We start from the raw sequence: 23,891 nt of genomic DNA on the forward strand, positions 1-23,891 counted from the left end.
CGGTTGAGGGATGCCGACTCAATGGCCGTCGGCGGCCCCGGTCAGCTGTCGGTACTTCAGGTCGAGCTGCGCTTCGGTTTCCACGTGGTCCGGGTCGACGATGATGCATTCGACCGGACACACCGCGATGCACTGCGGCTCGTCGAAATGCCCGTGGCACTCGGTGCACCGGGCCGGATCGATCACGTAGAACTCCTCGCCCAGCGAAATCGCCTGGTTCGGGCAAGCCGGCTCGCAGACGTCGCAGTTGACGCAGGTATCGAGGATTTTCAGGGACATGGCAACTGCACGCATCCCCCGCCCCCGGCCGGATGCCGGGAGCGGGCGGACGCCGGACATCACATCGCGACGAAGCGGATGTTGGCGGCGGTCGGGGTCAGCACGTCCGTCACGCGCTGCTTGTCGGCCTCGTCGCCGATGAACAGCACGATCACGTCCTTGAACGAGCCCGGCTTGGCGTCCTTGAACGCCGCGGTGATGAAGTCGGCGGTCTTGGCCGAGCTCGGACCCGCGAACACCAGCATGTTGCCCGGCAGCACGCCGCGGGCGACCACGTCCTGCACCGCCTCCAGCTGGCGACCGTACTTGGCCTGGGAGTCGGCATCGTCGCCGGCCGGCACCAGGTAGGCGTACGGGCGGTCGGCGGTCATGCCCTGCATGTTGGCCGTGACGATCTGGCCGAGGTAGGCGTTCCATGCCTTGGTGTCGTTCGGATCGGTCGGCTTGGCGACCTTCTGGACCTGCTGGGCGGCCTGCTGCGCATCGTCCTGCTTGTGGCAGGCCGAGAGCATGACGGTGCCCGCCAGGGCGAGCGTGACGGCAAGGACGAACTTACGCATGGTGATCACCTTCTTTTTCAGGTTGCTTTTTGTGCCAGCGCTGGCGCATGGCCTGTTGCACCGCAGGATGCACGAAACCGGAGATGTCGCCGCCGAGGCGACCGATCTCGCGCACCAGCGAGGAGGAAATGAAGCTGTACTGCTCGGCCGGCGTCAGGAACAGCGTCTCGACCTGGGGAATCAGGTGCCGGTTCATGCTGGCCAGCTGGAACTCGTACTCGAAGTCGGATACCGCGCGAAGCCCGCGAATGATCACGCCCGCGCCGATCTGATCGACGAACTGGGCCAGCAGGCAGTCGAAACCGCGCACCTCCACGCTCGGCAGGTCGGCCAGCGCCAGCCGGGCCAGGGCGATCCGCTCCTGCAGGGAAAAACCGGGACCCTTGCCCTTGTTCGGACTTTCCGCCACCGCCACCACGATCCGGTCGAACAGCGGCGCGGCACGCGCCACCAGATCGGCATGGCCGTTGGTGATCGGGTCGAAGGTGCCCGGATAGACGGCAAGGCGCGTATTGACCGGCGGCTTGATCACGGAATCTCGGGAGCCCGAATGAAGGGCGTTTAGCTTAACGGAAGCGTTTCCGCGCGGCGATAGAGCGCGTGGCGCACCTCGCCCGCCTCCGCCTCGCGGTGCAGTGCCCAGGCCGGGGGAAGCTCCGGCACCCGCCCCCGCGGCGACTCCACGTACAGCCAGGCCGAAGGACTGAGCCATCCCTGCTCCAGCCGCGCGGCCAACCCGGTCCACAGGTCGGCATCGAACGGCGGGTCGAGCCATACGAGATCGAACGGCGTGGGAGAACCGGTCAGGAAGCGCTGCGCATCCATCGTCGCCACCTGACCGCCGGCCGCCTTCAACCGGGCCAGGTTGTCGCGCAGGGCCTGCGCCGCTCTCGGCTGTGCCTCGACGAACTGCACGCTGGCGGCTCCACGGGACAGCGCCTCGATGCCCAGCGCGCCGGTACCCGCGCACAGATCCAGCCCACGGGCACCGGCCACCACCGGCGCCAGCCAGTTGAACAGGGTCTCGCGCACCCGCTCGGGCGTCGGCCGCAGACCGGGCAGCTCGGGCACGTCCAGGCGGGAATTGCGCAGGCTGCCGCCGATGATGCGGATACGGCCCGATCCCCGCTTCATCGGGTCGCGGCCTCAGCGGGAAGTCGGGATCGGGGTGATAGCATGCCGCCCATTGTCTTTGATTCCCCCCTGACATGCTCAAGTTCTGGAAGAAGAAGCCTGCCGACGACGTGCCGGAACAGGACAAGGCCGCCGTGCCGGAAGACGCGGCGGCGGAGGGTGGCGACAGCGCCCCCCTCTCGACCGCCACGCCGCTCCCCGAAGCCCCTGCAGCCCCCGCCCCCACCACGGAACCGGCGGCGGAAGCGCTTCCCGCCCGACGCGGCTGGCGCGAGCGACTGGCCGGCTCGGGTTTCGCGCGCAGCCTGGGGGCCCTGTTCGTCCGCAATCCGCGGCTGGACGATGACCTGCTCGACGAGCTGGAAACCGCGTTGATCACCGCCGACGTGGGCGTGGAGGCCAGCACCCAGCTGGTCGAGTCCCTGCGCAAGCGCATGAACGCCCGCGAGTTCGCCGATGCCGGCGTCCTGCTGCAGGCCCTGCGCAAGGCGTTGGTCGACCTGCTGGTACCCGTGCAGCAGCCGCTGGACGTGGCCGGCCGCAAGCCGTTCGTGATCCTCACCGTCGGCATCAACGGCGTAGGCAAGACCACCACGATCGGCAAGCTTGCCCGGCGCTATCGCGACGAGGGCCGTGGCGTGATCCTCGCCGCCGGCGACACTTTCCGCGCCGCGGCGGTGAACCAGCTCAGGACCTGGGGGGAACGCAACGAAGTCCCGGTGATCGCCCAGGGCCAGGACGCCGATGCCGCCAGCGTGATCTTCGACGCGCTGCAGGCCGCCCGCTCGCGCGGTGCCGACGTGCTGATCGCCGACACCGCCGGCCGCCTGCACACCCAGGGCGGCCTGATGGACGAGCTGGGCAAGATCGCCCGCGTGATGAAGAAGCTCGACGCCGACGCCCCGCACGAGGTGCTGATGGTGATCGACGGCACCACCGGCCAGAACGCGGTGAACCAGGTGCGCCAGTTCCGCCAGATCGTCGGCGTCACAGGCCTGGTGGTGACCAAGCTCGACGGCACCGCCAAGGGCGGCGTGGTGTTCGCGCTGGCCCGCGAGTTCGGATTGCCGATCCGCTACGTCGGCCTGGGCGAGACCGCTGCGGACCTGCGCGTGTTCGATGCCGAGGCCTTTGTCGACGGCCTGCTGCCCTCCAGCATCGGTCATGGCTGAGGTTTCCCGGTGGAGCGCAGGACGGTGAGCCGCCGCTGGCGGCTCGCGCTGCTCGGCGCCGCAAGCGCGGTGGGCGTGCTGCTGCTGGCCGCGGTCATCGGGGTCTACTGGCTGCTGCAACCGGACCGCTTCACCGCGACACTGCAGGCACAAGCACGCGCCGCGGGGCTCGACCTGAGCCTGGCCAGCCCGGCCAGGCCGACGCTGTTCCCGCACCCGGCGCTGGAGCTGCAGGGCATCACGCTGAACGAATCCGGCGCATCGATGCCGATCCTGCTGGCCGCGCGAGGACGACTGGCGCTGCCATGGCACACCCTGTTCGGCGGACCGACCACGATTGCCCGGCTGGAGATCGACGCGCCGAGGGTGGATCTCGATGCGCTGCAGAGCTGGCTGGGGCACCTGCCCTCCAGCGAGGGCAATCGGGCGCCGCAGATTCCGCGCATCGACACCGGCATCCTGATCAGCCGCGCGAGCCTGGTCCGCGGCAACGACATCCTGCTCGACAACCTGGCGCTGGAGACCGGCCAGCTCCACCCCGACAAGCCGTTCTCGCTCGACCTCACCGCCCGCGACGCGAGCGGCGACCCGGTCCAGCTGCGACTGCTGGCGACGCCACGCGCCAGCGGCGACGGGATGGGCTTCGAGAACGTCGACCTGCATCTCTCGCACGGTACCGACACGACGCTGGACCTGCGCGGCAACGCCCGCTGGCACGGGGCAGCAGACGCCTCCGCGGATCTGGCCGGCAGCGTCGACCTCGCCGACGCCGGGCGCTACGACCTGTCGCTGCGGCTCACGCCGGCCAACCTGCGCGATCCGCTCCTGCTCACCGTTCACCTGGCCGGTCCCGGTCGCAACGCCGATGTCCGCCTGCCACCGCTGCAGTTGGCCAACTGGTGGTCGCAACTGAGCGATGCTGACGGTGGACAGCTGGCCATGCCTCCCGGCAGCGGTCACCTGGACATCGATCACGCCACCTTTGGCGGCGTCAGCGCCGAGGGACTGAGCCTGGATCTCGGCGAAGGAATTCCTGCCGCGGCCGGCAGCGCCCCGGCCCCAGCCAGCAGCTCGACGCCATGAGCGACCGGTTCGCCGAACGCCTGCTGCGCTGGTTCGACCGGCACGGCCGCAGGGACCTGCCCTGGCAGCGACCCGGCCCGGACGGGAGGCGCGACGCCTACCGCGTGTGGCTGTCCGAAGTCATGCTGCAGCAGACCCAGGTCGCCACCGTCATTCCCTATTTCAACCGCTTCGTGGAGACCCTGCCCACCCTGCGCGATCTGGCCGGAGCCGACGAGGACACGGTGCTGGCACTGTGGTCCGGGCTGGGCTACTACCGGCGCGCCCGCTTCCTGCACGCTGCGGCGCAACGATGCGTGGCCGAGCATGGCAACACCCTTCCACGCGACATCGATGCACTGCTCGCGCTCCCGGGCATCGGCCGCTCGACTGCGGGCGCGATTCTGGCCCAGTCCCACGGGCTGCGCTTCCCGATCCTCGACGGCAACGTCAAGCGTGTGCTCGCCCGCTACCACGGCGTACACGGCGACCCGGGGAAATCGACCGTCGAGAAGCTGCTGTGGGGGCACGCCGAAACGCACACTCCGGCCCAGCGCACCGCCGACTACACCCAGGCGATCATGGATCTGGGCGCCACCGTATGCATCCGCAGCCAGCCCCGCTGCGACGACTGCCCGGTACGCGACGACTGCATCGCCCGGCGCGACGGTCTCACCGCGCAACTGCCCACCCCAAAGCCGGGCAAGCGCACACCGACCCGCCAGACAGTGATGCTGGTACTGCGCGATACCGATGGCCGCATCCTGCTCGAGCGGCGGGGTCCCCAGGGCGTGTGGTCGGGCCTGTGGAGCCTGCCGGAAGCAGCATCATCCGAGGAGGCATGGCGCGTTGCGGGCCAACGTGCCCGTCTCGGCGACGCATGCGCCCTGCCTCCCTTCATTCATGTCTTCAGCCACTACAAGCTCGCTGCAGAGCCCTGGCTGTTCGACCGCGTCACCCCCCTCGCCGGGGTCGCCGACCAGGCCGAAGCGCGCTGGATCGCGCCATCCCGGGGCATGCAACTGGGTTTGCCCGCCCCCATACGAACCCTGCTCGACTCGCTGTCCGAGAGCTTTCCGGAGGATTCCCCATGAGCCGCACCATTCATTGCAGCAAACTCGACATCGATGCCGAAGGACTCGACTTCGCCCCATGGCCGGGGGCGCTCGGTCAGCGCATCTACCTGGAAATCTCCAAGCCCGCGTGGCAGCAGTGGCTCGCTCACCAGACCATGCTGATCAACGAGAACCGGCTCAATCCGCTCGATCCATCCACGCGCAGCTTCCTCGCGCGCGAGATGGAGAAGTACCTGTTCGAGGGCGGCACCGAGCAGCCGCCGGGCTACGTACCGCCCGACGCGGAGTCTTGACGCCATCGCACGCTTCCAGTTTAATGCGCGGCTCCACGGGGCACTGGCCACCGCCTGCCGGCCCCGATCTGGAACGCAAGACCCGTGGCCGGGTAGCTCAGTTGGTAGAGCAGGGGATTGAAAAGACTCACCTCGGCCGGGACGAAGTGCAAAAAATCAGCGTAGAAACAAAGATCTAGGCCACCCATGCGGTGGCCTTAATGTTTTCTGGAACCCTCACGGAACCCCAACGGGCCAACGAGCCGCCTAAGCGATCCCCGGCTCCAAAATTGCGGCTCGCGCCACGTAACCCCTATCCTCTCGAACCTTAGAAAAGGGAACCGGAGGACGCCGTGGCTCGTTACAAACTTGCTGATCTGAGCACGGATCCGTTCGTGCTGGCCATGGATCAAGCCGACGACTTGAAGCCCATCCCGGAGAAATTCGCCGCGGGGTGGCTTTCGTTGGCACCCACGATCTTGCAAGAGTGGCGCAGCGCTGGCCGCACCCCGCCGCAGTTCGTCTACCTCACGGACAAGAAGGTGGTCTACCCGATGGGAGAGCTGCGTCGCCTCATGCGCGAGCTTATGGAAGAGGCCCAGACGGGTTCAGAGAGGCGCCCTGACTCCCAGCGGCCGGAGCCCCCCAACAAGGCCCCAACGTCCGCGGAAGCCCGCATGACCAAGATCACGGGCACGTCTGACCCGAAGCACCTGGGCCTCGACCAGACCCTCATGCGGGGCGGCCGGCGCAAGGGCGTCAAGCACGCCACGTTCGCCAGCTTCCTCGCCGAAGGCCAGGCTGAAGACGAATGGGTTTTTGCGATGATCCCCGACCGGTCGCCGGGCAAATCGGTGCGCCCCGTCGATCTGATCGAGACGCTGCGTCTTGAGCTCTCGGATGAGCAAATTGAGGGCGCCACCTGCGAGCAACTCTCGCTGGCCGAATATCTGGAGCGGTCGGTCACGTATCACCGCGACAAGCCGGACAGAGATCGGAGCGCGGAGCGAGAGGCGACCTTGAGGGCGATGGCCGGGGGAACCATGGGCGACGGTCAGCTGGCCAAGCCGAGCACCAGATCCTGAGAGGCTAGCTCACCGTCCGCAGCTCGTCCCACCGGGTCGTGTAGCACGGACTGAGCATCTCGCGGCGCATGGTCCATGCCCGGGGACCCTTGAGCCCATCGCTGCCGATCCCCAGCGTGCCGCGTCCCCACTTGGCATTGGCTTTGTCTAGGACGCTCATGAGTTTCTCGCGGCGCAGGTCTTGCTCGGGCGGGTGCCCATCGAACAACAGTCCCTGCACTAGGCCCTTGGGCCGGATGTCATCGAGCATGACGCCGGCCTTCACGTAACGAAAGCCCGGCTTGAAGACGGCGCGCAAGATGGCGATGGCCCACGTGGTCAGGAGCGCCGTGTCATCGGTGGCACCCGGCATGTTGATCCAGCGCATCGGACAATACTGAGGGTCTTGGGGTCGAAAGCGGTTCGTTTCGATCCAGATGCCCACGCGCGCGGCGGCGCTGCCTTGTTGCCGGAGTTTTTCCGCGGCCCGTCCCGCGTGCATGCGAATGGGCTCGGCCAGTTCCTCAACGGTGAAGACCGGGGCCCCGAAGCTGCGCGAGGAAATGATCTGTTGCTTCGCCGGTGGCGTGGTTTCCCAGGCCACACACGGCACGCCCTGCAGCTCGCGCACGGTGCGTTCGACCACCACGTTGAACCGCTCGCGGACCCTTTTGGCGTCCACGCGGCGCAAGTCGGCGGCGGTGGTGATGCTAGCCCCCATCAGGGCTTCGGTGAGCTTGCTGCCAATGCCCCACACGTCCTCGACTTTCACCAGACGCATCACCGCATCGAGCTCGGTGTCAGACATCGCGGTGAGGTCACACACGCCGTTGAACTGCGGCTGGGTTTTCGCAATGCGATTGGCCAGCTTCGACAAGGTTTTCGTGGCGCCAAAGCCCACGCACACCGGCAGCCCTGTCCACTGTTTCACTCGGCGCTTGATGTCCTGGCCGGTGTTGGCCAGGTTCAGCCGCGGCTGCGCGGTGAAGTCCAGAAAGCATTCGTCAATCGAATACACCTCCTGGTCTTCCGCCGGCACATAGCCGGCCAGCACGTTCATCACGCGCCGGGACATGTCCCCATAGAGGGTGTAGTTGCTCGACATGGCGACGATCGGCCAACCTTTGCGGCGGGCCTCATCGCGCAACTGATACCACGGTTGTCCCATGGGCACCCCGAGACGTTTCACCAACGAATCTCAGTCCGGTCGGAATACGCGCTCCGCCGAGCAGTAGAACGAATTGCAATCCACGAGCCCGATGCGGCGTGGAGGCGCATCTGGGGGTTTCATTTGTCCGCTCGCCACGTGCCGGTGATTTCGTTGGCTTGCGTGTCCCATTCGATCCAGAGCAAATCCACCAGCTTACTGGCGTGATAAAGCGTTTCCACCTGCGGTGTGGTGTCAATCGCTGCGGCCAACGGACGGCGCACCGTGCGCAAAGTGGCCAGATTCATCCAGTAGCCTTGCAGCAAAAAGTTGTGGCTTTCGATGTTGAGGTCCAAGGGGTTGTCGGTGCCGAAACCGAAGGTGTAATCGACGCCGGCTTTCTTGGCGTCGAACAAGGCTTGTTGGGTGTAACGGGGGTGTTTGGATGCGTTCATAAGATTCTCCTGTTGTTGAAATATCCGTCTTTATTTATGTCTGGATATTTCCCGTGAACTCATCCCTTTCCGCGCCTGAAAGAACGCAAACAATGGGTGACCACACCCCAGATCACCAGCTCATCCCCTTCTTTCATCACGATCGGCTGGAAGTGCGGGTTCTCCGGGATCAATGCCGGAAACCCGTCAACCTCACCTAGCCGCTTCACCGTCAGATCGTTGTTCAACACCGCCACCACAATGTCCCCTTTCTGCGGCTCTATAGCGCGATCCACCACGATGCGATCACCATCCATGATCCCGGCCAACATCATCGACCAGCCACTCACGCGGAGCACAAAGGTCGCGTCGGCGTGCCCTGGGGTGATGAGCTCGGCGTTGAGGTCGATCGTGTCGTCCAGGTAGTCGGCCGCGGGGCTAGGCCACCCCGCGGGAATGCGCTGGGCGATCGAGATGAGCTGGATGGGCGAAGATTCCGCGATCACCTGGCGCGGCTGCTCAGCCATCGCTGGCTGTCGATACGCATCGAGGTAGGCCACCACCGTTTCTAACTGGGAAACGGGCACCCGAACGGGCTGCGTGGGCTCGCCGAACGCGCCGCCGGGCTTCCGGCCAGCGCCAGGGCGGGATCCGCCATGCTGGGAGGGTGTCATGGGCCTCATCTTGAATTCTGCACGGAATTCAAGATTACCACCAGGCTGATCTCAGGAATTGAGAGACCAAGGAGGTAAGCTGCCCCCATGGTCATGACACCCACCGAACGAAAGAAGACCCAGGGGATGGTCGACAACTTTGCCGAGGGCATCAAGGCTAAGGCTAGACATGCTTTGGAGCATGATGCCGATGCAGACGGTTGCGGGGAGTGCATCGCCTGGCGAACCCGACCTGACATGCTTACAGCACGCGCTCAGTATGAAGCGAAGCTGCTGTCAGACCTGGCAAAGCAATCAAAGCCGGCCGCAGAGTCGCGGAAGAAACGACTCTGATCTCCGAGGATACTGAGGATGTGTTACTCAGCCGAGGTTGTCGCCGATTTCCGCACCTACCAGCGCTATGGCGGCACACTGGATCTCAAAGCCTTCGTGGACCTGTTCTTCCACCAGGGCAAGAAAGGTTCGTTCACCAAGCTCGTGCCGAAGGCCGTGCGTGATGCGTTCGATCAGGCTACGAGCCGGGACGAACAGGACGTCAAGGCTGCCGTAGTGCAGGCCTACCGCGAAGTGGTTCTTCACTACGAAGAGATCGTTGCCGAGCAAACCGAGCGACTGCTGAAAGCCCAGGCCAAGCTGGCCACGAAGCCCACAAAAACGGCCGAAAACGAGGCGCGGATCGCCCAAAACAAGATCAACGATGCCCGGGAACGCATCGCTGAGGCCGAGCAGACTGCGAAGGATCACGATGGGTTCGCAAGAATCTGGCCGGGGCACTTCTGCCCGATCCTCATCCGTGATCCGGAGACCGGGGAGCGGAAGATCGTGCCCGCCCGCTACCGCTGCCGCCTGATCGGGTGGTCTGACCAAGACGAACGCATGAAACCGGGCACGTATAACGCGCGGATGGACTCACTGAAGACCGCGTGGCGCGGGATCTTCGGGCACTTCCACGGCGTGGTGGTCGCGCGCCGGTTCTACGAGTCCGTGCTGCTGCATGACAACCAGCAGCGGGTGTTGGCGCCGGGCGAGCGGGAGCAGAACATCGAGATCGTCTTCAGCCCGGCGCCCGCACAAGACATGCTCTTGGCGTGCTTGTATCGGTATGTCGAACCGACCCAAGGTGAGGAAGGGTTCTACACCTTCGCAGCGGTGACCCGCGAGCCACCGCCAGAGGTGCTGGCTGCGGGGCACAACCGCTGTGTGATCCCGCTACGGCCGGAGAACCTGGACGTGTGGCTGGATCCCGATCCGAAGAACCTAGGGGCCCAATTCGCCATCTTGGAGGATCCGATCGACGCCTTCTACCAGCACGAACTGGTCCCGAAGAGCAGCGACGAGGATTGAAGCGTTCGCAGGGGACGACCTATGAAATGGGGAAAGATCCAAGACGTGGCATTGATTGGACTGCTGCTCATCTTGGGATGGCAAGCCTTGGGCATGGTCGCACGCGCCATCTTCGGGGAGTGGTTCCGAGCCCATGAAGATTTCTGCACCAACGTCTGGCTCGTCTTGCCTTTTCTTGCTTACCGCCTGAAAGACGCTACGTGGAGAGCGAACCTGCGAATCACGGCTATCAACATGGAGTTGGTGCGCAATGCCTTGCTGGCGGTATCGGTGGCAATCTCGATCGGCTTCTTCTTCCACCAAGATGCTGGCCACCCCGCCAACTGGCTGGAGTCGATTGAACGCTGGGGGCTCACCTGGATCTACATAGCTATGTGGATTGCCGTGCCATGGATCACCTGGTTCGCGGCGAACCATGCGCTACTCCAGGCTCGAATCGAAGCGTCCGAGAGCCGCGATTTGAATGACCCCGCTTAGAGCAATTCGGCCGAACGTTTCAGCACAAGCATGTTCGGTCCGCAGGAGTAGCGTATGGAACCCATTGGGTTCGATTCAGACCGGCGGTCCCCGGACAAACCATGGGGGTTTGGCGCGCCACTGGGCACTGAACCACGGAACCATGGCTCCCGTATCGAACAGGTCAAGGCACGGCCTCCAACAAGGGCGCGAGACGGCATACACCCCAGCCTCCGAGGTGGATCAGCGCACCACTGTGATGTAAAGTGGTGCAGCACAACGGCCGCCGGGGGCACCTCATGGCAATCGCCAAAATGGAACAGAGCTCGAAGCGAGACACGGCTCTACGAGCTTCGATTAGCTTTCCCCCCGAGCTCTACCATCTTCTCGAACAGATCGCGTCGCAGAAAAAGGTGTCACTCGCCTGGGTGATCCGTGACGCGGCCGAAAAGTATGTTTCGGAGCAGTGGCCGCTCCTTTCCAAGATCACCTGAGCCGACCATGCCTCCCGCTAAGAAGTCCACTGCTTCCAGAGCCCCTCTGCGAGCTAAAGCCGGCCGCTTCCAGAACCTGTCTTCCGACAAGCTGCGAGGTGGCTATTACACGTCTGATGAAATTGCCAAATGGGTTTGTGAGTGGACGATCGAGGACCCAAGCAGCCGCGTTCTAGAACCAAGCTGTGGAAACGGGGCATTTCTCCGTGCGGCAGCGCAGAGGCTGCTCGACCTAGGCACCACAAAGGGCCGGGCATCGAAGCAGCTAACCGGTATCGAGATCATTCCTGACGAAGCCGAGATAGCACGCACAACGCTGAAGGAAATCCTATCCGCGTCCGCAGAAAAAGCTGTGGTGACGGCAGATTTCTTTTCTTGGCATAAGGACCATCCAAAGGCGGTGTTCGATGCGGTGGTGGGCAACCCACCCTTCATCCGATATCAGACGTTCCCCGAGCCGCATCGCACGCTAGCGATGGACATGATGGCGGGCGAAGGCCTGACCCCCAATCGGCTGACCAACATTTGGGTGCCTTTTGTGGTCGCGGCGACGGCCGCTCTGCGGCCAGGTGGGAAGCTCGGCCTTGTTCTTCCTGCGGAGATCCTGCAGGTCACCTATGCAGCGCAGCTGCGGTCGTTCCTCACTGATCGCTTCGCGCGGCTGGATATCGTGGCCTGCAACGAACTCTTCTTTGAGAAGGCAGAGCAAGAAGTCGTCCTGCTGCTGGCGGACGGCCGACTTGAACAAGCCTCGGAAGCCAACCTATGTCGCGTCGCGATGACCGAGACTTCAACAGTTGCAGAACTGGTCAAGCGGAAACCCAAGAGCGTTTTGGCCAAGGCTGAACCGAAGACGATTAAGCACGATCACGAAAAGTGGCTGAAATACTTCCTCAGTCAGCGTGAAATCGAGTTCATGCGCGAGCTGCGCAGCTCTGACGTAGCCACCCCACTATCGACCCATGCGAGCGTCGATGTGGGCGTCGTCACCGGCCGCAACGAATTCTTTGTGCTGACAAGTGAACAGGTTGAAGACCTGGGGTTGAACGGCTATACGGCACCATTGGTGTCACGCTCGGCTCATCTGCGCGGAGCGCGCGTAAACATGATGGATTGGCGGGCCATGGCCGAAGCCGGTGACAGGGTTCATTTGCTCGACCTCAAGAACCTGACCGAGTCAAAGCTGCCAGCGGCGCTCAAGCGCTACATCCGCTTTGGCGAAGAGCAGGAAGTCCATACCGGATACAAGTGCTCGATCCGAAAGCCGTGGTATGCCGTCCCTTCTGTCTGGATCCCCGACGGATTCTTGTTTCGCCAGATCTATGACTTTCCGCGCGTCGTCTTGAATGACGCAGGCGCCACGTCAACGGACACCATCCATCGGTTCACTGCAAAGAACGGAAACGCGGAACGCATCATCGCGAACACATATTCGTGGATGACCGCTGCGTCCGCGGAGATTGAGGGGCGAAGCTATGGCGGTGGGGTGCTGGAATTGGAGCCCACCGAAGCAGAACGCTTGCTCATGCCTGCGACCTTGAACGGCGCCCTTCCAGTCGAGGAGTGTGATCGTCTGACACGACTTGGGAAGATTGACGATGTTCTCCAAGAGAACGCACGCATCGTGCTGATGAAGCACATGGGCTTGACGAAAGCGGAAACGCTCCTTCTCCGTGACATTTGGATAAAGATGCGAGACCGAAGGCTATCGAGGCGGAAATCCGTCAGGGCTAACAGCGCGCCGGGTCCATCTGAATGAACGCTGGAACAGGGATGTTGGAGGCACGTGAGCGAGCGCGGGAAGCGGTGGCGTTGCTCGTCGCCAAGTTTCGGCGTAACGAGGCCGACTACCAACGCGCCGTCTACAATGAGACGCAGGCCCGAACGGAGTTCATCACTCCGCTGCTTGAAGCCTTTGGCTGGGATGTGCATAACGCCGCCGGCCTTCCGCTCAGCCTGCGTGAAGTGGTCGAAGAGGCTACCGTTGAAGTCGGCCCCGAGCGCCTCAACAAGCGCCCAGATTACGAGTTGCGACTGGCAAGGCAGCGCAAACTGTTCGTCGAGGCGAAGAAGCCCTCCGTGTCTATCGACAGGAGCCAGGAGGCAGCGTTTCAGACCAGGCGCTACGGATATTCCGCAAGCCTCCCTATTTCGGTGCTCACCAATTTTCGGCAACTTGCCATCTACGATTGCAGGCCAGTCCCTGACGCGCAATCGGAAGCGCGCGTCGCGCGCATCTTGCTGCTGACTTATGACGAGTTCGATGCTCGGTTCGACGAACTCTGGCCTCTGCTTTCGCGGGAATCGGTCTACTCAGGTAAGTTCGATGAAATATTCGAAGCCGACGAAGCTCGGCGCGGCGCCGACCAGTTCGACGACTATTTCCTGACTCAAGTCAGGCGCTGGCGCGCAAGGCTTGCTGAGGACATTTACGCAGCAGGATCAGCCCTTACTGCGAAAGAGCTGACCTACGTTGTCCAGCTTTTCCTCTCACGCATCATCTTCTTACGGATCTGCGAAGACCGGGACATCGAGCGATACGAAACGCTTAAGGACCTCCCGGCTGACAACACGTTCGACGCCCTCATGGCAGAGATTCGCCGGGCTGACGCGTTCTACAACTCCGGAATCTTTCGCCTCTTGGACGACGCCCGCCTGGGAGTCCGTATCAATGACGACACTTTGCACGGGATCCTTGCGGAGCTTTACTACCCTGAAAGCCCCTATACCTTCGCGGTCGTGGAGACGGAGGTTCTCGGAGAGATCTACGAGCAATTTCTGGGTGAAGAGATCCAGATTCAAGACGGCCACGTGGCCGTCGTCAGTAAGCCCGAGGTGCGAGAAAGCGGTGGAGTGGTGCCAACTCCCCGCTACGTGGTCGATGCCATCGTGGATCGCACGCTGCTACCTTCGCTGCGAGGAAGGAGCCCTGAGGAACTTGATGCATTTACGATTGCAGACATCTGCTGCGGTTCCGGCATCTTCCTCCTCTCGGTATTCGAGATGCTCCTGGACCACTACTTGGCGTGGTATGAAGGTCATGATCGTGCGTCGCATGTCGGAAGTCGCATCTACGACGCAGGCGCGGGTCAATGGCGCCTGACCTACGCGGAGAAGCGCCGCATCTTGTGCGCCCACATTCGCGGCGTCGACATCGATGCGGGTGCTGTTGAAGTCGCGCGCTTCAGCTTACTTCTAAAGCTCATTGAGGACGAGGAGGCCGCGAGCCTCCAAGATTTCGTCAACCACCATGGTGCGCGCGCCCTTCCATCCCTCGACAGTCAACTCAAGGCGGGAAACAGTCTCGTCAGCGAAGAAGAATGGGAAGCCGCTCTCGGCCCCATGACAGAACGACTTGCCGAGAAAATAAATCCATTCAGCTGGAGGCTCGAATTTCCACGCGAGTTCGAGCGGGGAGGTTTTGATGTCATTGTCGGGAACCCGCCCTACATCCGCATCCAGAACATGGCGACCTATTCACCGGAGGAGGTCGCTTATTATCACGACCCTCGGTCCCCTTACAGCACTGCCCGGCGCGACAATTTCGACAAATATGCGCTGTTCATTGAGCGCTCGCTCGAACTTCTAACGGACACTGGCCGTCTCGGGGTCATCACTCCCCACAAGTTCATGAACACTCAGGCGGGCCGATCGTTACGCTCCCTGCTGACAGCGCGCCCCATCATCGAGCACATCATTCACTTTGGGGTGAAGCAGGTTTTCGGTCGCCGCGCCGCAAACTACACATGCGTCTTGATCGCGTCCAAAAGTGGAGTCGGTTCGGTGACTCTTGAGAAGCCGAGCAAACTTGAGGAGTGGCGCTATAGCGGCAGCGCTGAGATAACTGAACTCGCTGCAGAAGCTCTGACTGCCGATAATTGGCAGTTCCAGGATGAATTGGTCACCGAGCTTTTCGAGCGCATCCGCGAAGCGCATCCAACCACGATTTCTGACGTCGCCGATGTCTTCGTAGGCGTTCAAACAAGTGCTGACGAAATCTATATTTTCGAGAGCGTTGGAGAGACGGAAGACACAGTGACTCATCACTGGGGCGGTCGCGACTGGCCGATCGAAAAAGCGGCGTTGCGACCTTCGCTACTTGATGTTCAGCTGCATGCCTACGCTCCCTGCCAATCCAATACTTGGATGATTTTCCCTTATGCCATCGAGGACACGGGAGATAAGCAAGTTGCTCGCTTGCTGCAACCAGACGAGATGGCCGCGCGCTTTCCCGTATGCCTTGCTTATCTGACAGCCCGTCAGCAAGAGCTTGAGCGTCGCAACGTCCAGGGAGGACCGAAGGCGGAGCGACAGTTCTACCAGTTTGGCAGGTCACAAAGTCTGAAGAAGTTTGGCACGCCAAAAATCATCTTTCCGGTTCTGTCTCTCGAACCGAGATATTCCTACGATGATACTGACGTCGTGGTCACCGGAGGTGGAAACGGACCCTACTACATGGCCCGCTCGCTGCCTGGTGCTCCGATCGATGACTACTACCTTCTCGCTTCGCTAAACCACCCTGTCAGCGAGGCCTTTATTCGAACAAACACCAGCACGTTCCGCGGTGGCTACTACTCCCACGGCAAACAGTATGTCGATGGGGTTCCCATCCCTCTCCCGAGCGAAGCCGACCTCACCTCTATCCGTGAGCAGGTCACCGAGCTGATCCAATTGAAGGCAAGGGCCGACAGAGCGGGGACCCCGCATGATCGTGAGCGAGCCGAACGGCGAGTGAGAGTGCTGCAGTCCCGCATCGAGAACAGGATGACGGCTATTTGGGGACTAAGCGAGGATGATATGGAGCTGATCCACAGCGTCCCCGTCCCAACGTAGCGTGTTCGATTTCCCCAATCGCGGCTTGATGCGCCTCGCCAGTAACTCGACACCGCGTTCTCGGTGTCGAAAGTTCGTGCCATCGATGGTTTGGTCAGCTAGTTCGTCCTGTTGAGCTCGTCCCACGCCTCCCGATAGGGATCCAGCCATCCAAGCCCACACCCGATTGCGAGCCCCTTCCGGTCGTAGTCTGGCAAGAACCGCCGCAGAACGCCGTCCTGATGGGCCTGCCCGCTCTTCCCAGGCGCCGCCAGCCACGCGGCGTGTGAGCGCTTGATCACATCCGCGACGACGGTGCTCGGCACCACCCAGCAGCTCGGTGCCTCATGGGCTTCGGGCGCTCCGAAGTCGACGAAGACATAGAACAGCGAGGGGCTGACGATCTCCTCATGCTTTGCCTTCATGTGCCAGCCGCCATCGCTTCCCTTCGCCACCCGCGACTTCACTTGGATCGCGGAGAGGCGGTGGCCCAGATCGTCGGACACGATGATGTCGGCATTTGGGACACCGGCCGGCGCGAGGGCGGCGATGAAGCCGCGCCGCAGGAGCTGGCACATCACGTAGTGCTCGCCAGCGGCGCCGAGAAGCGAAGATTTCGAGACCATGGTGTCCATGTTGGTGTCCCCGCATGGTATGGGCAAACGGATAGCCCCTGCCGCGCCAATCCGACGTCCGAAGGTGTGTTGCGCCTACATCGCCCGGTCGCTCTGGTGGGCATGCTGGCACTGCCCCGCAAGTCTGGCCCGATCCGACTGTGATGTCTGGCGATCGCCTGCCGACGTCGATGTCCGGTGGAACCGACGACCGGGGCATCCTTGTTCTGCCCCCCCCCTACGGTTCTGGCCCACCGATCTCGGCAATCGGGCGGGGGCCCGTCGTCGTTTGGATGCAGGGTTATTGAATGAGTTATAATTTGCATGTATTTTTGTCGTGCCGCCTCCACTCCCCAGAGCACCCGCCATGGCCAATGCCGACCTTGAAACTGTTCAGACCGCGCTTGCGCCCGTGGCGCCCATCCTGATCCGGTCCTATATCCGGGCTTGGGCGGACTGGCAGAAGGCGGGCTACCAGCACTGGCGAGCGCGCGGTCGCGCCAACTTCGTGTGGGAGCAGGCCGTCCACTATGCAGTTCTCGCGCTGACTGACGTCCCCGGCGTCACCATCAAGCTGCACAACGAGTCCTATCACTTCTTGATCAATGACACAGTCGCGTTCCGGCTGAAAAAGGCCGACAACGAGGGCTTCACCCGAAACTACCCCACTCAGGAAGCACTCGCCTTCCACGATCCGCAGATGCCGCTCACCGGGGTTCCGGCAGCCCAGCGCGTCGAAGTGACCTACTCCCTCAATCGCACGCAGACCGACCTCAGCGACATCGCAGTAGTGTCGCGGGAGGGGGACGCGATCGCGTGGAGCTATTCCTTGTTGCTGACCGATTCGGTAGCCTCCCTGCCCTCTTCCTCCACCCCCGCGAAACCCTCGTCCAGTGATGAGGCGGGTCGAACCGGATTGGTTCGCCGCAAGGGGCAGGACAACAAAACAGATGACACCGGTGAAGCCGGTGAGCAGTGATGGCCACGTTCAACAAAGACATACTCCGCACGGTCCGGCAGGCCCGCGGCAAGAGCCAGGCACAACTGGCCTCTGACGCCAAGGTCTCGCAAGCCGCCATATCCAAGATTGAAGCAGGCCTGATCGCCGACCCGTCACCCGACATCATCGACCGCCTCGCCCAGGCGGTCGATTTTCCTTCCAGCATTTTCTTTGAACCAGATCGCTCGTTCGGTCTGCCGATCAGCGTGCACGGCAATGCCATGTATCGCCGAAAAGCCAGCACCGGGAGCCGTGCGCTGGAGAAGTTGGAGGCCGATCTCAACATTCGCCTCATGCACGTCCGTCGCTTGCTGGCGGCTGCGGACGTTGAGGCGCAGTTGCCGTTGCCTGCGTTGGATGTGGACGAATATCAGGGCAACATCGATCTGATCGCTGAGATGGTGCGCCGCACTTGGCTGATCCCCAGCGGCCCCCTCCATAACCTCACGTCCTACATCGAGCGCGCCGGCATTCTCGTCGTCGAGTGCGACCTTTCCTCGGTCGGGGTGGACGGCCTCACGATCCGATCACTCGGCTCACCGCCTTGCATTTTCATTGACCAGTCCGCCCCAGGTGACCGCCAACGCTTCACATTGGCTCACGAGCTGGGGCACTTGGTCATGCATAGCGTCCCCTCTCCAACGATGGAGGACGAGGCCAACCGTTTCGCCAGCGCGCTGTTAATGCCCAAGCGCGACATCCGCCCCTACTTGATGGACAAGAAGATCAGCCTGGCCAAGATCGCCGCGCTCAAGCCGATCTGGCGGACGTCCATGGCGTCCCTGATCATGTGCGGCCAAGCGATCGGGAGCATCTCCGATACGCAGGCCCAATACCTGTGGCGGCAAATGAGCGCCATGGGCTACCGAAGGGCGGAGCCCGAGAGCATCGCCATCGAGCGCGAGCCCACGCGCGTCCTCGCGGAGCTCGTCGAATTTCATCTGGGCGATCTCGGATATAGCCTCGCCGACTTGGCCCAGAGCCTCCACATCCATCCCGATGAGCTCTGTGCGCTCTACGGTCTTAGTCAGGTGCCGAAGAGGGCCGGAGCCGGTGGCCACCTGACGTTGGTGAAGTAGCAGCCGGACAGCAGAGATAGACGCGGGCTACATCAGCCCGCGTGCTGCCAGGCTGGTCACCGGACCCGCGGTCACCAGCAGGTGATCGAGCACCCGCACTCCCACGATCTTGAGCGCGTTCACCAGCTCCGTGGTGAGCGTGCGATCCGATGCGCTGGGTTCTGCCACCCCGCTCGGATGGTTGTGAGCCAGAATGGCGGCTGCGGCGTTGATGTCGAGCGCTGCCCGGATGACTTCGCGCGAGTGGACGCTGGCGCCGTCGATCGTGCCGGTGAAGAGCTTCTGGCAGTCGAGGATCCGGTGGCGATTGTCGAGCCACAGGATGTGGAATTCTTCGTGAGGGAGGCTGCCGATGCGCATCCGGAGATAGTCGCCTGCATCGCTCGGGTTGCTGATGCTGCCCTGGCGTTCCAGCTTCGCTCGCAGAAGCGTCTCGGCGGTGCTCAGGATGTCTTGCTCGGTGATGTCGCCCTTGCGGCGGTAGTTGCCTTGGCTGTCGCGGATGAGGCTCATGTTCTTCTCCCGCGGCGCGGGATTGCGCCGTGGGCCCCGGTGAGCGACGCGAGAAGAGGCCTGCAGCACCGGAACGCCCCGCCGTGCGGGGACGTAGAGGCGGGAACACCGTGGACGAGGGGCGTGCCCCTTGCGCGGGACGATCGCTAGCCATCCTGGCTCACAACTAGGCGCCATTCCGGGTTGCCGCGGGAGATGTTGGGCATGTAGGCGTCCGCGCCTTGGGCGTGTCGTGCGCACATGACATCTCGGCCATGAAAAGATCGACGTGCGGTCGGGGGGACTTCCGATCCGGCGGAATATGGCTAGCTTGAATTAGGACCCCGGGCAATGTCGCCCGAAACGAACAGGTCCTAACCATGCGCCAGAAACTATTTCGAGCCGGCTCCCTCGCCCTCGCGCTCGCCCTCCTCGCCCCCTCCGCCTTCGCTTCAACGTGCCCATACACGTATCTCTGCGTCGGCGACACGACCAACGCGCAGCTTCCGAACCCCGCACCATCGACGCAAGCTCTTGGGGCGCAGTCCATCGCGTTCGGCGGGCAAGCTTTGACCAACGGATCGACGGCCATTGGAAGCGGGTCACTAGCTGGCTACAACGGCGGATTCGACCCCGCGACCACTCCCGCAAACGAATACGCGACGGCTATCGGATACTCCGCCCACGCATATGGCGCTGAGACGTTTGCTGGTGGTTACTCCAGCACGGCGAGCGGGATCGGCGACATTGCCATTGGCTCGCACGCGACGACTGACACTCAGAACACGGGAAGCACGAAGTATTCGACGGCGATCGGTGCCTACGCGCAAATCGATGGCTATAACGCCACCGGCGTGGGCACAGGTGTCGTTGTCAAAGGCAACAACTCGTTCGCGGCTGGCGTCAGCGCGCAAGCGATTGGTCTGAGCAACATCGCCATTCTCGGGAGCTCTACTGGATCCGATCACTCGATCGCGATCGGCGGCATTGCGAGCGCGCAAAACGCCAACGCTTGGGGCTTCTATGCCGAAGCGACCGCGCCAAATTCGGACGCAATCGGCGCGGGCAGCCGCGCGACTGAACAGGACACGGTCAGCTTCGGTGACCCGAACGCCACCTCGATCGGCAGCCCTACTGTTGGTTACTACCGCCGCCTCGTGAACGTTGCTCCCGGCACTGCGGAACACGATGTCACGAACCTGGGCCAGCTCATGGCCAGCACGGCCGCACTCGGCGGCGGCGCGTCGTTCAACGGCGGCGTTTTCACCGCTCCGACCTACTCGCTCGGCTCGCAGACGTTCCATGACGTGGGTTCCGCACTGACTTACTTGAACGGGCAGATCGGAACCGGCTCCGGTAGCGGCGCGACCACGCCAGTTTGGCTCGCTTCGACGGACACCACCACGGCCGCCAGCGCCCAGGGCACTGACGGCGCAGCCGTGGGCGCTGGGGCACAAGCCGGCAACGCCAACACGGCGTTCAACGTCGCGATCGGCGCACGTGCGCAAGCCGGAACGCTTGGCGCTGCCGCGAATGGCACGGGTGGCCAAGACACTGCTGTGGGCGTAGGTAGTTCCGCGACTGGAGTCGGTGCCGAGGCTTTCGGTTACCAAGCGCAAGCGACCGCCGCGTTCAGCACTGCGATCGGGAACGGCAGCCTCGCGGATCAAGCTGGCACGGTGAGCTTCGGCAACGGTCAGTCGGGCATCTACCGCCGCCTCGTGAATCTGGCCGACGGCACTGCGCCGCATGACGCGATGACCGTTGGCCAAGGCCAACTGGTCACGTCTATCTTCGGCGGCGGCGCGAACTTGCTGACTGACACCGCACCGACCTATGTCCTCAGCTCGCCGGGCGCTGCGGGTTCGTATTCCGACGTGGGCTCCGCGCTGTCGGCGCTGGATAACGGTTTGAACGCGGTCAACACGCGCATCGACAACTTGCCGCCGCCCGGCACGGGCCCAGCCGGTCCGCAGGGTCCCGCGGGTCCGCAAGGCGCCACCGGAGCGACTGGTGCAACCGGTGCTACCGGCCCGGCAGGCCCGCAGGGTCCGCAAGGCCCGGCTGGCACTGGCGGTGGCAATGGCACGGACACTATGGCGGTCCATTACGACGACGCTGACAAGGCGAGCGTCACTCTGGAAGGCGCCTCGGGGACTGCTATTCACAACGTCGCCACGGGCACCGCTCCGATGGATGCCGCGAACGTGGGTCAAGTGAACGCGGGCGATGCGGCAACGCTGGCCAGTGCCAACACCTACACGGACAAGCAAACGGCGCTCGACGCGAAATACGACAACAGCGGCAAGTCCACGATGACGCTCGCTGGCGCTGACGGCACCACCATCAGCAACGTCGCTGCAGGCGTGGCTCCAACCGACGCCGCAAACGTGAGCCAAGTCCAGGCCGCCGAAACCTCCGCCGTGAGCACCTCAGAGACCTACACCGACACCCAGGTCTCCAACGTCCGGTCATGGGCGCAGAGCTACACCGATCAGCAGTCCGCTGCGGCCGTTCGTCAAGCGAACGCATACACCGATTGGAAATTCCGCCAGCTCGATGACCGCTTCTCGCGTGTGACCGCCGTCGGCACCGCCGCCACTGCGATGGCTGCCAACTTCCGGGGCGACAACAGCCTGTCTGCAGGCGTGGGCTTCGCTGGTGGGCACAACGCCATCGCAGTCGGCTACCGCCATGTGATGTCCGGCGGGCACGTGTCTGTGAGCTTTCACGGTGCGATCTCCGGGTCCGAACGGACCGTGGGCGCTGGCGTCGGCTACAGCTGGTAAGGAGCACACGACATGAAATCCATCCTCTCTTCTCTCGTCATCGCTGCGGCCGTTCTGGCCGCGGCACCGGCGATCGCTCAAGACAACGTGCATCAGGCAGCCCAGGCAGCGGTAGAGGCCGCTGCCGAGGTTCGCGGTTCGCATGACGGTGCTTATCCCGATCTGGCCAATCCCCGTCAGGTGGCATCGCTGCCTTGGGGCGACCTGAATGCGTTCTCCGGTCCCCGCTTCGCAGACGTGTCCTCGTTCGAGCGATTTGGGCTGCACTCAGACGGCCTGCCTCGCACTGACTGCATGCCATTCATCACCCAGGTTGCGCCGCACTTCGATGACGTCTGGATCGCCGACGCCGACCCGCAAGCCGTCGGCGGATCGGTCTACACGAACGGCCATCTCGACCCATCGAAGCTCGCGCGCGCATGCCGCGCTCACGCCCGGCTCGGCTTCGACCTCATCACGCATTGATCCAAGGACCTCCCCATGACCACCATCGCTCTCAATCTCCACCATTACCGGCGCCGGCAAGGCTTCGGCTTGCTCGAAGTCATCCTGGTCTTCGCGCTCATCATTGCTGCTGCCGCGGGCACGTTCGCCGTGTTCCAGTCGGCCAACGCGTCTTCAAACGCGTCTACGGTCACAGAGCAAGTCAACACCGTGATCGCTAATCTCAGGACGAGCCCGTGGGGCATGGCACATGACTACACGACGATGCCTCTCGACGCATTGGTGACCGCTCGTCTGGCTCCACCGTCGATGATCCAGGACGGCCAAGCGGTCACGCCGTATGGCCCAATTCTCGTAGCACCCTGGTATCTGAATCAGCGTCAGTTTGACATCAACTTCAACCACATCCCCGACCTCGGCGGCGAGTGTTCGAAAGTGGTCGCGGCGTTCGGGGCTATGGGATTCGATGACATCCTCGTTGCGGGCAGCGGCCCGAATGACATCGGCGGCTCTGTGTATACGAACGGCAAGCTCGACATGAGCAAGGTTGCTCACTGGTGCAGCGGTCTGAACACGTCCGATGCGTCGGTCGGCATGGATCTCGTGGGGCACTGACATGACTCACGACGACATGCCACTGCACGCCGCTGTGATCACAGAAGACCTGGCTGAGCTTGATCGCTTGCTCGGCTTGCGCCACACCCACCCCGATATCCAGGTAGACGCGGTGGATGAACTGGGGCGCACGGCTCTGCATTACGCGAGCCTCAATCGCATCGAGGGCGCAGCGGAGAGGCTGATCCGGGCGGGCGCATCGCTTCAAATTCGGGATCGGTGCGGCGCCACACCGATCGACCTCTTCTTCGACGGCGAAGACGACCGACAGCTTGCTGAGCTGTCGATGTGACATCGATGATGAGTTGGCGTTAGGGCATAGACAGCCGGCGGATTTCTGCGAAAAAGAATGAATGGGGCGCGCATTTTGGCGCCCCAATAGCCATCCACTTCGAGAGATCACGACCATGAAAAATCTGTTGCCCGTCCTCATGTTTCTTGCGTTAACTGCGACAAGCGCGCACGCCCAATCCACTGCGCGTCACTGCCTTGAGTGCGACTCTGTAGCTGCTAGTCCGGGCAACATGGCGCTGATCAGTGCTGGGGCGTTCGCCATCGGTCCATCCGACTTCCATGGCTTCCATGGCTTGTATGGCTCAGGTTGGAATTCCGTAGCAAGCGGCAGCGACATCGATTCCCATGGTTTCGCTTCGATAGCCTGGAAACCGACTGGGAGCGAGCCAGACGGAATGAATGCCGTCTCCATGCCGGACTTGCCAGACTCGGTTTACACGAACGGGAAGCTCGACATGTCGAAATTCAATCACTGGTTGTTCAATCACTTGTTGGAAGAAGACTTCTGGCGCGAGCGATCTAGGTGAAGTCAGCGCCGTTTCCGCCCCCTTCCGCGCTAGCTAACCTGATGATGAAGATCGACG

General features: G+C 62.9%; 27 protein-coding genes. 18 read left to right on the plus strand and 9 right to left on the minus strand.

All coding sequences use genetic code 11. The features are described from left to right. Positions 1-18: 18 nt before the first annotated feature. Genes C693_RS0109355 through rsmD form a run of 4 tightly spaced genes read right to left on the minus strand, consistent with a single transcriptional unit; the run spans position 19 to position 1,973 of the window. On the minus strand, positions 19-279 hold the full coding sequence (locus C693_RS0109355) for a YfhL family 4Fe-4S dicluster ferredoxin (protein ID WP_017462005.1): 261 nt from the start codon (positions 277-279) through the stop codon (positions 19-21). A gap of 59 nt (positions 280-338) precedes the next feature. After that, positions 339-839 (minus strand): hypothetical protein, encoded by a 501-nt coding sequence (locus C693_RS0109360; protein WP_017462006.1) that lies wholly within the window; start codon positions 837-839, stop codon positions 339-341. Further along, positions 832-1,371: a pantetheine-phosphate adenylyltransferase gene (coaD, locus tag C693_RS0109365; protein WP_017462007.1), complete on the minus strand. Its 540-nt coding sequence runs from the start codon at positions 1,369-1,371 to the stop codon at positions 832-834. Before coaD ends, C693_RS0109360 begins: the two co-directional genes overlap by 8 nt. 29 nt (positions 1,372-1,400) lie before the next feature. Next, positions 1,401-1,973 (minus strand): 16S rRNA (guanine(966)-N(2))-methyltransferase RsmD, encoded by a 573-nt coding sequence (gene rsmD, locus C693_RS0109370; RefSeq protein WP_017462008.1) that lies wholly within the window; start codon positions 1,971-1,973, stop codon positions 1,401-1,403. Between the two features lie 74 nt (positions 1,974-2,047). Between rsmD and ftsY the strand changes: the two genes are divergently transcribed. The 5 genes from ftsY to C693_RS0109395 all read left to right on the plus strand — a co-directional run bounded on the left by ftsY (position 2,048) and on the right by C693_RS0109395 (position 6,640). Then, entirely contained in the window at positions 2,048-3,145 is a 1,098-nt protein-coding gene (ftsY, locus tag C693_RS21430; protein ID WP_017462009.1) for a signal recognition particle-docking protein FtsY, read from the plus strand. A gap of 24 nt (positions 3,146-3,169) precedes the next feature. Continuing rightward, the gene (locus tag C693_RS0109380) at positions 3,170-4,228 is read left to right on the plus strand and encodes an AsmA family protein (protein ID WP_017462010.1); all 1,059 of its coding nucleotides are present in this window, start codon (positions 3,170-3,172) and stop codon (positions 4,226-4,228) included. Then, positions 4,225-5,301, plus strand: coding sequence for an A/G-specific adenine glycosylase (gene mutY / locus C693_RS0109385; RefSeq protein ID WP_017462011.1), 1,077 nt, complete (start codon positions 4,225-4,227; stop codon positions 5,299-5,301). The genes C693_RS0109380 and mutY overlap by 4 nt, the downstream gene beginning before the upstream one ends. Next, positions 5,298-5,576 carry an oxidative damage protection protein gene (locus C693_RS0109390; protein WP_017462012.1) on the plus strand — a complete coding sequence of 93 codons (279 nt, stop codon included), beginning with the start codon at positions 5,298-5,300 and terminating at the stop codon, positions 5,574-5,576. The genes mutY and C693_RS0109390 overlap by 4 nt, the downstream gene beginning before the upstream one ends. A 332-nt stretch (positions 5,577-5,908) precedes the next feature. Then, entirely contained in the window at positions 5,909-6,640 is a 732-nt protein-coding gene (locus tag C693_RS0109395; protein ID WP_017462013.1) for a hypothetical protein, read from the plus strand. 4 nt (positions 6,641-6,644) lie between these two features. Here C693_RS0109395 and C693_RS21435 read toward each other — a convergent pair whose 3' ends face one another. The 3 genes from C693_RS21435 to C693_RS0109410 all read right to left on the minus strand — a co-directional run bounded on the left by C693_RS21435 (position 6,645) and on the right by C693_RS0109410 (position 8,874). After that, positions 6,645-7,808: a Y-family DNA polymerase gene (locus C693_RS21435; RefSeq protein WP_241762658.1), complete on the minus strand. Its 1,164-nt coding sequence runs from the start codon at positions 7,806-7,808 to the stop codon at positions 6,645-6,647. A gap of 98 nt (positions 7,809-7,906) precedes the next feature. Then, entirely contained in the window at positions 7,907-8,221 is a 315-nt protein-coding gene (locus C693_RS0109405; RefSeq protein WP_017462015.1) for a hypothetical protein, read from the minus strand. A gap of 59 nt (positions 8,222-8,280) precedes the next feature. After that, complete coding sequence (locus C693_RS0109410; RefSeq protein ID WP_026107305.1) at positions 8,281-8,874, minus strand: LexA family protein; 594 nt, start codon at positions 8,872-8,874, stop codon at positions 8,281-8,283. Between the two features lie 87 nt (positions 8,875-8,961). Here C693_RS0109410 and C693_RS23630 point away from each other — a divergent pair, with 87 nt between their 5' ends. From C693_RS23630 to C693_RS0109435, 6 genes are all read left to right on the plus strand, one after another. Continuing rightward, a complete protein-coding gene (locus C693_RS23630) occupies positions 8,962-9,207 on the plus strand; it encodes a hypothetical protein (protein ID WP_157798578.1) in 246 nt (81 codons plus the stop codon). Between the two features lie 18 nt (positions 9,208-9,225). Continuing rightward, complete coding sequence (locus C693_RS0109415; RefSeq protein ID WP_017462017.1) at positions 9,226-10,218, plus strand: SOS response-associated peptidase family protein; 993 nt, start codon at positions 9,226-9,228, stop codon at positions 10,216-10,218. A gap of 21 nt (positions 10,219-10,239) precedes the next feature. Beyond that, positions 10,240-10,695 carry a hypothetical protein gene (locus C693_RS0109420; RefSeq protein ID WP_017462018.1) on the plus strand — a complete coding sequence of 152 codons (456 nt, stop codon included), beginning with the start codon at positions 10,240-10,242 and terminating at the stop codon, positions 10,693-10,695. A gap of 278 nt (positions 10,696-10,973) precedes the next feature. After that, entirely contained in the window at positions 10,974-11,168 is a 195-nt protein-coding gene (locus C693_RS0109425; protein WP_157798579.1) for a ribbon-helix-helix protein, CopG family, read from the plus strand. Positions 11,169-11,175: 7 nt separating this feature from the next. Beyond that, the gene (locus C693_RS0109430) at positions 11,176-12,927 is read left to right on the plus strand and encodes an N-6 DNA methylase (RefSeq protein WP_026107307.1); all 1,752 of its coding nucleotides are present in this window, start codon (positions 11,176-11,178) and stop codon (positions 12,925-12,927) included. Positions 12,928-12,941: 14 nt separating this feature from the next. Then, positions 12,942-16,001 (plus strand): Eco57I restriction-modification methylase domain-containing protein, encoded by a 3,060-nt coding sequence (locus C693_RS0109435; RefSeq protein WP_017462021.1) that lies wholly within the window; start codon positions 12,942-12,944, stop codon positions 15,999-16,001. A gap of 98 nt (positions 16,002-16,099) precedes the next feature. Here the strand turns inward: C693_RS0109435 and C693_RS0109440 are convergent, their stop codons facing one another. After that, positions 16,100-16,615, minus strand: coding sequence for a hypothetical protein (locus C693_RS0109440; protein WP_017462022.1), 516 nt, complete (start codon positions 16,613-16,615; stop codon positions 16,100-16,102). Between the two features lie 346 nt (positions 16,616-16,961). On the opposite strand from C693_RS0109440, the gene C693_RS0109445 reads away from it, so the two are divergent. Continuing rightward, complete coding sequence (locus C693_RS0109445) at positions 16,962-17,573, plus strand: hypothetical protein (RefSeq protein WP_017462023.1); 612 nt, start codon at positions 16,962-16,964, stop codon at positions 17,571-17,573. Beyond that, positions 17,573-18,673 (plus strand): helix-turn-helix domain-containing protein, encoded by a 1,101-nt coding sequence (locus tag C693_RS0109450; protein ID WP_017462024.1) that lies wholly within the window; start codon positions 17,573-17,575, stop codon positions 18,671-18,673. Before C693_RS0109445 ends, C693_RS0109450 begins: the two co-directional genes overlap by 1 nt. A gap of 27 nt (positions 18,674-18,700) precedes the next feature. On the opposite strand, the gene C693_RS0109455 is transcribed toward C693_RS0109450, so the two are convergent. After that, entirely contained in the window at positions 18,701-19,186 is a 486-nt protein-coding gene (locus C693_RS0109455) for a JAB domain-containing protein (protein WP_017462025.1), read from the minus strand. Positions 19,187-19,545: 359 nt separating this feature from the next. Between C693_RS0109455 and C693_RS23635 the strand changes: the two genes are divergently transcribed. The 5 genes from C693_RS23635 to C693_RS23640 all read left to right on the plus strand — a co-directional run bounded on the left by C693_RS23635 (position 19,546) and on the right by C693_RS23640 (position 23,834). Further along, positions 19,546-21,954 (plus strand): YadA-like family protein, encoded by a 2,409-nt coding sequence (locus tag C693_RS23635; protein WP_157798580.1) that lies wholly within the window; start codon positions 19,546-19,548, stop codon positions 21,952-21,954. A gap of 12 nt (positions 21,955-21,966) precedes the next feature. After that, positions 21,967-22,419, plus strand: coding sequence for a hypothetical protein (locus C693_RS22610; protein ID WP_017462027.1), 453 nt, complete (start codon positions 21,967-21,969; stop codon positions 22,417-22,419). Between the two features lie 15 nt (positions 22,420-22,434). Next, positions 22,435-23,013 carry a type II secretion system protein gene (locus C693_RS0109470; protein WP_017462028.1) on the plus strand — a complete coding sequence of 193 codons (579 nt, stop codon included), beginning with the start codon at positions 22,435-22,437 and terminating at the stop codon, positions 23,011-23,013. Position 23,014: 1 nt separating this feature from the next. Beyond that, entirely contained in the window at positions 23,015-23,305 is a 291-nt protein-coding gene (locus C693_RS0109475) for an ankyrin repeat domain-containing protein (protein WP_017462029.1), read from the plus strand. 115 nt (positions 23,306-23,420) lie between these two features. Beyond that, positions 23,421-23,834 carry a hypothetical protein gene (locus C693_RS23640; RefSeq protein ID WP_157798581.1) on the plus strand — a complete coding sequence of 138 codons (414 nt, stop codon included), beginning with the start codon at positions 23,421-23,423 and terminating at the stop codon, positions 23,832-23,834. The last annotated feature ends 57 nt before the right edge of the window (positions 23,835-23,891 follow it).

It is taken from the genome of Dyella ginsengisoli LA-4 (assembly GCF_000334915.1).
Taxonomy (GTDB): Bacteria; Pseudomonadota; Gammaproteobacteria; order Xanthomonadales; family Rhodanobacteraceae; genus Dyella_A; species Dyella_A ginsengisoli_A.